The organism is Chitinibacter sp. FCG-7, assembly GCF_040047665.1.
Taxonomy (GTDB): Bacteria; Pseudomonadota; Gammaproteobacteria; order Burkholderiales; family Chitinibacteraceae; genus Chitinibacter; species Chitinibacter mangrovi.
In genome coordinates, this window is record NZ_CP157355.1 from 2,965,714 (window position 1) to 2,977,749 (window position 12,036).

The following is a 12,036-nucleotide window of genomic DNA, read 5'->3' on the forward strand; positions in this document are numbered from 1 at the left end:
TGAAAAAAGCCGACCTTGAGTCGGCTTTTTTGTGCCCAGTGCCCAGTGCCCAGCGCTTAGCCATCGGCGGTGATTTTGAGCATGAGTTCACGCAATACAGTATCAACCTCATCGTTGGCGACCTGGCAAGTACCGGCATTTTCGTGGCCGCCGCCGCCATACTCGAGCATGAGTGCGCCGATATTGGTTTGAGATGAGCGATTGATAATTGATTTACCGGTCGCAAACACGGTATTGCGTTGTTGCACTCCCCACATGACGTGGATCGAGATATTGCACTGCGGATACATGGCGTAAATCATAAAGCGGTTGGTTGCGTAGATGGTGTCTTCTTCGCGTAAATCGAGTACAACCAGATTGTCGTAAATACGGCTACAGCGCTTGATTTGCTCTTTGGCCAGTGGCGCATGCTCCTGATAGAGCTCGATGCGTTCAAGCACGTCGGGCAGCGCCAGAATCTCGTCAATATTGTGATTGTGGCAATATTTGATCAGATCCATCATCAGCTGGTAATTGGAAATGGTAAAGCTGCGAAAGCGGCCCAGCCCGGTTCTGGCATCCATCAGGTAGTTCAGCAGTACCCAGCCGCTGGGGTTCAGAATCTCTTCGCGGGTAAATTCAGCCGAATCAGCTTTGTCCACCGCCAGCATCATGTCATCGGAGATATTGGCAAATCTCTCCTTGCCACCGTAATAGTCATAGACCACTCGCGCTGCTGAAGGTGCGCTGGGGTCGATGATGTGGTTTTTTATTTCGCCAGTATTGCGGATGGTTTCGGAGAGATGATGATCAAACGCCAGATAAGCGCCTTCTACATAGGGCAGATTGGTCGTGATGTCGTTGGCATTGATTGCGATTTTGCCATCCTGCATGTCTTTGGGGTGAACAAACAGGATATCGTCAATCATATCCAGTTCATTAAGCAGGACTGCGCAGACTAGTCCATCGAAGTCGCTGCGGGTCACTAGGCGATATTTTTTTTCCGACATGGGGCTTCTCCAGCATTAACTCTTCTTAGCTTAGGTGTTTTTTATTTTTTTGCTGCTTGAACCACATTCATGGCCGTGGCGATCATGCTGCTGACGTCGGCGGCATTGCCTGGCAGCAGCATCGTATTGCCTTCTTTGGCGATATTGCCAAAGGCGCTGACATACTGCTCGGCTACTTTCAGGTTAATGGCCTGCACGCCGCCAGGCTGCTCAATCGCTTTGGCAACTGCACCAATCGCTTCGGCAGTTGCGTGGGCTACTAGGCGTAGCGCTTCGGCTTCACCGGTGGCGCGGTTGATCTGAGCCTGGCGCTCACCTTCGGATTGGTTAATCGCGGCCTGCATGTCCCCCTGGGACTTCTGGATAGCGGCTTCGCGCTGGCCAGTCGCCAGATTGATCTGCTCTTGTTTCACGCCTTCCGATTGGGCAATGCGGGCGCGTTTTTCACGCTCGGCGGTGATCTGTTGCTGCATCGAATGCAAGATCGCTTGTGGTGGCGTCAAATCTTTGATTTCGTAGCGCAATACTTTTACGCCCCAGCTGGTTGCCGCTTCGTCGAGCGCGGCGACGACGGTGCGGTTAATTTCATCGCGCTCTTCGAATGTTTTGTCCAGCTCCAGCTTACCGATCACCGAGCGCAAAGTGGTTTGCGCCAGCTGGCTAATCGCCAGGACATAATCCGATGTGCCATAGGAAGCCAGACGGGGATCGAGTACCTGAAAATACAGAATGCCATCGACCTGAAGCTGGGTGTTATCACGGGTGATACACACTTGGCTGGGTACATCGAGCGGGATTTCTTTCAGGCTGTGCTTGTAGGCTACGCGGTCAACAAAGGGAATCACCCAATTCAGTCCGGGGGCTAATACGGCACGAAAGCGACCTAGGCGCTCGATAATGATCGCGCTTTGCTGCGGTACGATTTTGAAGGATTTGGCGATAAAAATAATAACCACAGCGAGAACAATGACTGAAAACTCTAAGCCCATGATGCCTTCCTTTAGATTTTAGGTGGGGTATTGCTGATTTCAAATTGTGTGCCAAGGCTTGCAGAGATATACCATGTCCCTGTATTGCTGGCTTTGCAGTCTGGTGCGAGTACGGCATCCCAGTGACTGCCGCGGTAATGAATGCGTGCACGGCGCTCATCCAGCCAGGTCTCTATCTGGACGACTTTGCCAATATCGTCACTGGGCATGGTTTCGGTGGAGGCGCGGTTTTTCTTCCATTGTTTGATGGCATAACCAGCAAGCAGGCTGACAATACTGGCAATTAGCAGTTGTGTTGCGCTGGAAAACGACAAGGCGCTGGCGGCGGCGGCAGCTAAAAATCCGGCTGCAATTGCGAGTAGGTAGAAAGTGGTCGTGAATAATTCAAGGGCGATTAAGGCTGCGCCTGCGATCAGCCACAAAGTTGTATTGGTCATCGGCGTTTTTCCGAATGGGTTAAGCACAGCCTAAACCAGTCTTACTTTGGGCGCAAAAAAAGCGCACCGATTGGTGCGCTTTGCAGGCTGAGCACAACAAAACTTTAAACGCTCAAAGTCTCCTGGCCACCAAGATAAGGGCGTAGCACTGTAGGCACCGTAATGCTGCCATCGGCATTTTGATAGTTCTCCAGCACCGCAACCAAGGTGCGGCCTACTGCCAGGCCTGAACCATTGAGCGTGTGAACCAGCTCGTTTTTGCCAGCTTCATTTTTAAAGCGGGCCTGCATGCGGCGAGCCTGGAATGCGCCCATGCTGGAGCAGCTGGAAATCTCGCGGTAGGTGTTCTGTGCCGGTAGCCACACTTCCAGATCGTAGGTTTTGCTGCTGCCAAAGCCCATATCGCCCGTACACAGCAGCATTTTGCGGTAGGGTAATTCGAGCAATTGCAGGATTTTCTCGGCGTGGCCGACCAGTTCTTCCAGTGCCTCGGCTGATTTTTCCGGATGAACAATCTGCACCAGCTCGACTTTATCGAACTGATGCTGGCGGATCATGCCGCGCACATCGCGGCCGTAGGAGCCAGCTTCAGAGCGGAAACATGGGGTATGTGCAACGTATTTTTGCGGTAATGAATCGGCTTTAACAATTTCATCACGCACAAAATTGGTCACCGGCACTTCGGCGGTTGGAATCAGATACAAAGGCTCGGCATCCGCGCGCGGCACTTTGAACAGGTCTTCTTCAAATTTGGGCAGCTGGCCCGTGCCCATCATCGACGCGCTATTGACCAGATACGGTACATACACTTCTTCGTAGCCGTGTTCCAGCGTGTGGGTATTGAGCATGAATTGCGCCAGCGCACGATGCAGGCGGGCAATCGGGCCGCGCAGGGCGGTAAAGCGGCTGCCAGACAGCTTGGTGCCGGTGGTGAAATCCAGACCCAGCGGCTCTCCCAGATCGACGTGATCCTTGATCTCAAAATCAAAGGTTTTCGGCGTGCCCCAGCGCGCCACTTCCAAATTACCGCTTTCATCAGTACCGGTAGGCACTTCATCGGCAGGCAGGTTGGGGATGGTTTGCAGCAGGGCGTTGAGCTTATCGGCCAGCTCGGCAAAAGCATTTTCCGCCGCTTTGAGCTCGTCGCCCAGATTGGCCACTTCGGCCATGATCGCGCTCACGTCTTCGCCTTTGGCTTTGGCCGCGCCGATCTGCTTGGACGTGCTATTGCGCTTGGCTTGCAGATCCTGCATGCGGGTTTGCAACACTTTGCGCTCGTCTTCCATGGCCTGGAATGCGGCAGTGTCGAGGACGAATTTGCGGCTAGCCAGACGGCTGGCAACGGCAGCCAGATCGGTACGGAGTAATTGAATATCAAGCATTGAGAATGGGTCTGTAGAAATAAAGTGGGATAGGGCGATTTTACACCAAGGTGGGACTGCAGTCGTGAAGTCGTGCAGTGCTCACGGATTTTCAAGTGTCATCACCGGCTTTTACCGCCCGCGCTTGGCCCAATTGATACAGGAGAAATGATGATCAGTTGTTGTTGTCAAAGACTTGCGTTGGCGATGTAGCGCGGTTTGCCATGATTAAATATAATCGGAAAGCTTACATATAACATTCTTAAGTCATGATTAAAAATCGTCTATTTCTATTTTTTCTGGTAAGTATTCTTGCCGCCTGTGCCCGCACAGAACCAGTTACGGGTACAAAAACACCAAATTCAGCGCAAACAGCTGACGACAAATGCTGTGCAAAAATTGTTAACTACACCCAGCATCCGGGGGTATTGCTGACGGCCACAATTGCTGGGAAAGACTATTACTCTTATGTCGCCAAATTAACCTTTGATATTTTGCCGAATGGGGAGTTGAAAAGAGCAGAGCAGCAGGAAGAAACATTTGGTGCAGAAGAGCAGGTCGCTGATACATACGCCTGCACATTCAAAGGGGCTGAATTTAACCAAAATACGGCCTGGTATCCTTACACCGGATTTCTCGTTACCGGGGGAAAACTACTGGCAGTGAAAGACAGTGCCAAAAAGCCGATGAAGTTGCGAAAAATGACCCGCCTAGATAGCGATGCAGTCATGACTCAGGGGTCGGAAGCGAGAAAAAGCGAATACAGCTACGCGCCTTGCGTGGGGAAGGTGCGCGTTGAATCGGGCCAGCGGCTCGACTCGTACTTCCCAATTGGCGGGAGCATGCATTTCGCACTGAATAAGCGTCAACGGATGAATATTTCATTACCAAAACCGATGGAGCCTTTTTTGCTGCTCAGATACCACTCTGGCGCACTGATCCCAACGCCAATGCGACCCGTTCTATTTTCGATCAATCTGACTGAGAAAAAACTGGTGGTGCAATACCAGTCCACGATTGAACGCAAGGAGCCGATTCGTACCATTGAGTCACGCGCGATTAACCCAGAGGGTGAAAAAGATGAGAGCGAAACTGAAGCGCGCTATCAGCAGAGAACAAAGGCGTTTCTCGATGATTTATGGTCATGCCCCATCCCGACCACGCCAGGCGAACCATGCGCATCGGCTAAACGCATTCCAAATCCATTAATGTTCCAAGCCACAGCGGGTAAATAGCCAAGGACAGCGTGCGGTAGGGGGTTAGCCGCAGGTGGCTCCGCCAATATGGCGATGAATCAAAATCGCAGTTCAGCACGGGCCAAGTCTCTTCCTACGCGGCTAGATCAACTGTTGGTTGCACAAATCATACGGCGTAATGCCTTCAGCAATTACGCCGTACAGTGATAGCCCAACAAAATGCAACAGTAAAAAGTAAGATAATTGATATAGATAATTACATTAAATAACATTGCGGCCTAATAATTTCCCCTAGTAGGTTTGGCAAGCCGCATCTAGCGGCACGAGTGAGCCAAGCTGATATTATCCATCCCGTAAAAGGCTATCAAGATGCTGAACTACGAAGAACGTGAAGAATTACGTGCAGCCAATCAAATTGATTGGGGTAAACAGGCGGATCTGGCCACAACAATTTACTCAACCAGCGTTAATGTGGCTGTAGAAGCCACAAAAAGTACTGTCAAAGCTGGCATGCTCGCCAAACAAGCTACGCCGCTATTTAGCAAACTCGCTAAAGTCCTCAAAACTCCAGTCCTCAAGCAAACCGATATGTGGCTGCAACCCGCGCAATTCATTGCGCTCGATGCGATGCCCGATGCCCCGCTGGGCTATTTGCAACTCACACTAAAAAAGCCGGACGGCAGTGTACTGGTTTTACAAAATCTGGAGGACGGCGTGCGTATTAGTCCTGATCGGCTTGCCAAAGCCACGCATTTTTACCTGCGCCATGATGTCGCCAGTGCCGAATTTTTGGCCGCTAGCGATTTTTCTGCGCTCAATACCGCAGGCTTCACTGGCAACAACCAAACGTTGAAAGACGGTTTGACGCTGCAAAGCGCAAAAAATGCCTACATGAAACAGCACATGACCGATGAACAAGGTCAGCTGCACACGCTCAGCCTGATCGGCGTACGGCTCGAATCGGGCGAAGTGTGCTCTTTGTATGAAAATGGTCATAGTGTGTTGCGCGGACTGAAGCTGCTGCGCAACATTAGCTACCTCGCCACCGGCGTAATGCTGATGCTGTTCTTCCTCGTTGTCCCATTGATCCTGGCTGGCATTATCGGATTTGCCGGTTACACCCTCAATCTGCTGATTAAAGTCGGTGAGGAAGCCGTCGAAAGCTCGGAGCGTTTTGTCCGCAGCAATGCCAATCCGCGATAGAAATCAAAAATGTTGCGGTTTAAAACCTTGCCAATCACCTCCCAAACGGCGAAGCTCCACGGGCAATTCGTTCTAATCAGCAGCAGTTGTAGGGTCGGCTTCAGCCGACCAGGCGCAAATAAAAAGGTCGGCTAAAGCCTACCCTGCAGGTATATCTAGCAAAGCTAGATCATAATTGACCTACAGAGCAACACCTAGGCATGTATATACCGCAATCGTTGGTCTACACCAAATCCCCTTGTATCAGCGCCGAGCAAAGACTTTGTTGTGATTTGACGATGGCATAGCCTGCTGTGCAGGCGGTAAACCGGCGGTTTCGCCCGCCGGACGAATCAGGGGCAGTCTTGCCTTGCCTCTGATAACCCTAACGCGCCCGATCGACGCGAAACCCCGTCAGTCCGGGAATTGGCAAGGCGCCGCAACACTAGCTGCGCGAGCTTGGGTTTTATGCGGCTACGCCGCGATGTTTTGATGCGCGTTCCGCCGCGCAGGCAGGTAGGGGGCTTTGCTTCTCCAAAGCCCCCTACACCCCAAAGGAGCCCCCCGCCTGCGGCCCTCCGGGCTTCCCTCGGTCGGTCGCGAGCCAAACGATAAAACCGTTTGTCTCGCTCCACTCCCTCGGCGATGGGCGACAGGGGGGTTAAAGCCCCAGACCACACCGCGCAAACAAAACAGGCATGGGTATTATGCTGAAAGACAGGTCAGAATTGACCTGCAGAGCAACACCTAGGTATGTATATGCCGCAATGGCTGGTCTGCACCAAATCCCCTGCAGCTGCGCCGAGCGAGGAACGGGCGGGGCGGGGTTTCGGTTGCGCCTGTTTTGGTAAGCGCAACCGCCGCCTCGATCCGTCCGCAGTCGAGGGTATCGGCGTAGCCGACGCGGATGCCGGGGGCTGCTTTGGGGTGAAGGGGTATTTGCAGAAGCAAATACCCCTTCCCGTTAGCGCGGCGGAACGCGCATTGAAATATCGCGCCAACGGCGCATAAAACAAAACTGCCAGAATCAATCCAGCGGTTTCATGCGCACGATTACGCTTCGCTAATCGTACCTGCAGTTCTAAATAGGATTTAGCGCAATAAAATTTTCAATTTTTTCTTTCACACGAGAAACAAATAAGGAGTATTTATCACCATCAAGAGAGAACAAATCAAAAACATGATTAAGAGAAGCAACTTCATCAATGCCAAACGCATTAACAACGCTATCTATATAATCATGCTTATCATGGACAGCATGAATTCCTTTTAATGCTTCATAGTACTCACGAAGCGCATCTGGAATATATTCACTAGGCAATGATACTATTACATTATGAATGTGCTCCTCTGGAGAAGTTCCATCTGGCAATTCATATTGTCCAATAGAACTAAGAGCATAAGCTCTAGCATCCTTCATTTCCTGGTTACTGCCCGTCAATATCGAATTAAGTTGATTTTTTTTATCGGCATCAGTTTTATATTCATCACCATCCAAGATGAATAAACAATTCCTTTTCTTCTGAATCGCTGAAGAGCCAGCAACTACAAAGGCATTTCGGGCGGGCCCGTACTTAACGAAGTCAACCAGCCTAAAAACACCTAACTCACGAGCCACTCGACCTGCCATGACACTAGAGAAAGTATCCTCTACATAAATGCTGATTGTTTTTGGCCTCAAGCCAGACAAAGATTCAACTAAATCAGGGTTCGGCTTATCGAGTACCTTTACCCCATTAGCACTAGGCAACAAATATCTTACATTGATTTTTTTGTTGCATTTTAGAATTAAATCTCTATGGGTTGAGAATATCACCTGCAGCTTTCTTTTTTCAGCAATTTCAATTATGCAATCAAGCATTTTTGCTAAGGCTGCATCATGTAAAAGCAAGTCAACTTCATCGATTAACACCAAAGAACCTTCTTCCGCACACAACATGACCTTCAAAATTTTCAATATTCTTTGTTCACCAGCCCCCATACTCAATTGAGAGTAATGATTACCCTTAATTGATAGCCCTAAAAAATTTTCATACCCTACAGCAGAAAACTCAAAAATACCTTCATAAGATCTATTTAAAATAGATGCTGCATATTTTAAAATAGCCTTATGCAAATCATCCTTCATTTCTGTTTTTTTGTATTTAAATGTAGTTGCGTTATTTGAGTTTTTAAACCTTACAAACCTTATGTACTCAAGCATCGGTAAAGTAGTAAAGATGCCTACATAATATACATCACGACGCCTTTTCCTATCGTGCCGAGGAAACCATCGATCTTTCTTAAAATAATTATCTGCTGCTATATGAGAGCCTGATTTGCCAACCTTTTCTTTTGTATAAACACGGCACTCAGAACCATCCCATGTTGCATCAGGGTTTGGTCTAAAAAATTCACTAAACTTATGATCTTCGCCGTTTTTCTTTGGTTGGTATGCGCACGCCAGTGCATGCAGGATAGTAGACTTGCCAACACAATTGGCACCAAGTAAAGCAGTTACCCGTTCTGGAGTGAAATATAGGCCACGTAAATTTATGACGCTCTTCAGTTCTAAAACATCTAACCTTACAGTAAAGAAATCAGGAGTTTTATTAAAGAAAGATGCTCTACTTAAACTGATTTCACGTGAATTTCTTCGACTGCTCATTTTATCTCTCAATAAAAAGGCCGCCAACGGCGACCTTTTGCAAATTTTAAAAGTAAGACTCAATCCCAGCTCAACGCCCCACCCGTCTGATACTCAGTCACCCGAGTCTCAAAGAAGTTTTTCTCTTTCTTCAAGTCAATCATCTCAGACATCCATGGGAATGGATTGGTTACACCGGGGAATAACTCATTCAAACCAATCTGCTGCATCCGGCGATTAGCAATAAAGCGCAGGTATTCTTTGAACTGCGATGCATTCAGGCCCAATACGCCGCGTGGCATGGTGTCTTCGGCGTAGGCGTATTCCAGCTCGACGGCTTTGTGAAATAGCTCGGTAATCTCGGCTTTGAATGGTTCGGTCCACAATTGCGGGTTTTCCATTTTGATCGTATTGATCAAGTCGATACCGAAATTGCAGTGCATGGATTCATCGCGCAGGATGTACTGATACTGCTCGGCGGCGCCAGTCATTTTGTTTTGACGGCCTAGCGCGAGGATCTGTACGAAGCCGACATAGAAGAACAGGCCTTCCATAATGCAGGCGAAGACGATGATCGAGCGCAGCAGGGCTTGGTCGTTGGCCAGCGTGCCGGTTTTGAATGCCGGGTCGGTGAGTACGTCGATGAACGGCATCAGGAATTGATCTTTATCGCGGATCGATTTGATTTCGTTGTAGGCGTTGAACACTTCGCCTTCGTCCAGACCGAGTGATTCAACGATGTATTGATACGCGTGAGTGTGGATCGCTTCGTCAAAGGCCTGGCGCAGCAAGAATTGACGGCATTCTGGCGAGGTGATTTGGCGGTAGGTGCCCAGCACGATGTTGTTGGCGGCGAGCGAGTCGGCGGTGACAAAGAAGCCGAGGTTGCGCTTCACAATACGCATTTCGTCTTCGGTGAGCTGGCCGGTTTTCCATTGCTCGATGTCGCGCTGCATGTTCACTTCTTGCGGCATCCAGTGGTTGGCACACTGGGCGAGGTATTTTTCCCAGGCCCATTTGTGCTTGAACGGCACCAGCTGGTTCACGTCGGTGGTGCCGTTGATCACGCGTTTGTCGTCGGCGGTGACGCGGGCAGGTACGGCGCTGGCTGCGGCAGTGCTGTGCTGTGGCACGGCTTGCGGTGCTGCTGGCGCTGGGCGGTTGATTACGTCTTCGTCAAAACTGAGCATGGTGGGTAGTCCTTTATTGGCTTTATTTAACACTGTTGTTACTGGCCCGCAGGCTGGCTGGCCAGCGGGCGAATTTGGATATTGCGGGTGTCGGTGACACCGCTACGCACGTGCAGATCGTAAAAATCGCGCGGCGTGTTCTGGCTCAGGCTCAGGTCGGGGCGCAGATTGATATTGACCTGCACTTGCCCCAGATAGACCACTTCGCCTGCGCCGAGCGTGAAGCTGCGCTGCAGTGGCAGATTGAAAAATTCCCGCTCGTCATACCAGCTATTGCTTTGGCGCTGCCAGGAGCCGCTAACGCGCTCGGCCTGATAGCGGCCTGCGGGCAGCTGCAACACCAATAAGCGACCTTCACTATTAGGGGTATTGCCCTCTGCGCGAATAGAATCGCTGGCTAGATGGCTATACCCGGTATATTTCTTGCCATCGCCTTGAATATGTAGCTGTAGCTGTACCGTATCTCTGATGTGCGGCGCTGCGCTGGCGGTGAGCGCGACAATGGCGATGCCCTGCCCGGCAGGCGGGCTCAGGCGGCCTTCGGCCAGCGGCGGCTTGACGCTGGCGCAAGCGCCAAGCAGCAATAGCGTGAACAGTGGGGCGAGCAAAGTAGCAAGGCGGCGTAGCATGATTTACTCCTGCGTGGCACTCACAAGCTGGCTGATTTGCGCTTGCCAATGCGCTTGTTGCTCGGCGCTCAGCCAGCTGGCGGTAAAGCTATTGCGGATCAGCTGGATAATTTCGTCCTGCGATAAATCCAGCGCGGCGCGACAGGCCAGCAGATTGGTATTCAGATAACCCCCAAAGTACGCCGGATCGTCCGAATTGACCATCGCGCACAGACCTGCGGCCAGGAGCTCGCGCAGATTGTGCTGCGCCAGATCGCTCACCACGCACAGCTTCAAATTCGACAGCGGGCAAACGGTAAGCGGAATTTGCTCGGCGGCGAGGCGCTGCACCAGCGCGGGGTCTTCGGTACAGCGCACACCGTGATCAATGCGGCGCGATTTGAGCAGATCAAGCGCTTCCCAGATATAGCTGGCCGGGCCTTCTTCGCCCGCGTGCGCCACGGCGGGCAAGCCCAGCTCGGCGCAACGCGCAAACAGCCGCGCAAACTTGCTCGGCGGGTGGCCCAGCTCGCTGGAATCCAGCCCCACGCCATCGATTTGATCGAGGTAGGGCTCGGCTTGCGCCAGCGTGGCAAAGCCGTCTTCTTCGGATAGATGGCGCAGGAAACACATGATCAGCTTGAACGAAATGCCTAGCTTGGCTTCGCCGTCGAGCAAAGCGCGGCGGATGCCAGAGAGCGGCACGGCAAAATCAATCCCGCGCGCGGTGTGCGTTTGCGGATCGAAAAAAATCTCGGTGTGAACGATGTTGTCGGCGTGGGCTTTTTCCAGATATGCCCAGGTCAGATCGTAAAAATCCTGCTCGGTGAGCAGCACCGACGCACCGGCGTAGTAGAGATCAAGAAAGGACTGCAAGCTGTCAAACTGATACGCCGCCCGTACCGCCGCCACATCGGCATACGGCAAAGCCACGCCATTGCGCTGCGCTAATGCAAACATCATCTCCGGCTCGAGCGAGCCTTCAATATGCAAATGCAGTTCTGCTTTGGGCAGGCGGGTAATCAGTACATCGAGCGGGTGTTGGGTCACAATCATTCCTTAAAAGTTCTCGCAAAAACACGCTGGCCGCGTGCTTTTGCATTCTGTATTTAATCGGGATCACCGATATTTAAAACGGCTCGCAAAACCGTCTTAAATATCGGCACCGCATGGCGGAGCCGGGGTATATTAATACAAGGCAATACAAATCTAACTTGGAGCCATATACCTATTCATCTGCAAGATGGCGGGTTACGGCCTTCGGCCTAACCCTCCCTACGGCAGCACCGCGATGATTGAGCTGGGGCTTAAATCCCCTGTCGCCCATCGCCGAGGGAGTGGAGCGAGACAAACAGCTTTAACGTTTGGCTCGCGACCGACCGAGGGTAGCCCGGAGGGCCGCAGGCGGGGGTCGCCTTTCTTTGGGTACTTTCTTTGGTGATGCAAAGAAAGTACCCC

The 12,036-nt window shown here is 51.3% G+C and carries 11 protein-coding genes; 3 read left to right on the plus strand and 8 right to left on the minus strand.

The annotated features are described in order from the left end of the window. Positions 1-56 precede the first annotated feature (56 nt). From ABHF33_RS13990 to serS, 4 genes are all read right to left on the minus strand, one after another. Positions 57-989, minus strand: a complete 933-nt coding sequence (locus ABHF33_RS13990; RefSeq protein WP_348944516.1) for an exopolyphosphatase — start codon at positions 987-989, stop codon at positions 57-59. Between the two features lie 41 nt (positions 990-1,030). Then, complete coding sequence (locus ABHF33_RS13995; RefSeq protein WP_348944517.1) at positions 1,031-1,978, minus strand: SPFH domain-containing protein; 948 nt, start codon at positions 1,976-1,978, stop codon at positions 1,031-1,033. Positions 1,979-1,989: 11 nt separating this feature from the next. Further along, positions 1,990-2,415: an NfeD family protein gene (locus tag ABHF33_RS14000; RefSeq protein ID WP_348944518.1), complete on the minus strand. Its 426-nt coding sequence runs from the start codon at positions 2,413-2,415 to the stop codon at positions 1,990-1,992. A gap of 104 nt (positions 2,416-2,519) precedes the next feature. Continuing rightward, positions 2,520-3,797 (minus strand): serine--tRNA ligase, encoded by a 1,278-nt coding sequence (gene serS / locus ABHF33_RS14005; RefSeq protein ID WP_348944519.1) that lies wholly within the window; start codon positions 3,795-3,797, stop codon positions 2,520-2,522. Positions 3,798-4,045: 248 nt separating this feature from the next. On the opposite strand from serS, the gene ABHF33_RS14010 reads away from it, so the two are divergent. The 3 genes from ABHF33_RS14010 (at position 4,046) to ABHF33_RS14020 (ending at position 7,165) form a co-directional block, all read left to right on the plus strand. Continuing rightward, a complete protein-coding gene (locus ABHF33_RS14010; RefSeq protein ID WP_348944520.1) occupies positions 4,046-5,011 on the plus strand; it encodes a hypothetical protein in 966 nt (321 codons plus the stop codon). 330 nt (positions 5,012-5,341) lie between these two features. After that, positions 5,342-6,175: a hypothetical protein gene (locus ABHF33_RS14015; RefSeq protein ID WP_348944521.1), complete on the plus strand. Its 834-nt coding sequence runs from the start codon at positions 5,342-5,344 to the stop codon at positions 6,173-6,175. Between the two features lie 738 nt (positions 6,176-6,913). Continuing rightward, a complete protein-coding gene (locus ABHF33_RS14020; protein WP_348944522.1) occupies positions 6,914-7,165 on the plus strand; it encodes a hypothetical protein in 252 nt (83 codons plus the stop codon). 70 nt (positions 7,166-7,235) lie between these two features. Here ABHF33_RS14020 and ABHF33_RS14025 read toward each other — a convergent pair whose 3' ends face one another. The 4 genes from ABHF33_RS14025 to ABHF33_RS14040 are packed head-to-tail and all read right to left on the minus strand — an operon-like array spanning position 7,236 to position 11,628. Further along, on the minus strand, positions 7,236-8,801 hold the full coding sequence (locus tag ABHF33_RS14025; RefSeq protein WP_348944523.1) for an AAA family ATPase: 1,566 nt from the start codon (positions 8,799-8,801) through the stop codon (positions 7,236-7,238). A 59-nt stretch (positions 8,802-8,860) separates the two neighbouring features. Then, entirely contained in the window at positions 8,861-9,970 is a 1,110-nt protein-coding gene (locus ABHF33_RS14030) for a ribonucleotide-diphosphate reductase subunit beta (protein ID WP_348944524.1), read from the minus strand. A 38-nt stretch (positions 9,971-10,008) separates the two neighbouring features. Next, positions 10,009-10,599, minus strand: a complete 591-nt coding sequence (locus ABHF33_RS14035) for a hypothetical protein (RefSeq protein ID WP_348944525.1) — start codon at positions 10,597-10,599, stop codon at positions 10,009-10,011. Between the two features lie 3 nt (positions 10,600-10,602). Continuing rightward, positions 10,603-11,628, minus strand: a complete 1,026-nt coding sequence (locus tag ABHF33_RS14040; protein WP_348944526.1) for an adenosine deaminase — start codon at positions 11,626-11,628, stop codon at positions 10,603-10,605. Between the last annotated feature and the right edge of the window lie 408 nt (positions 11,629-12,036).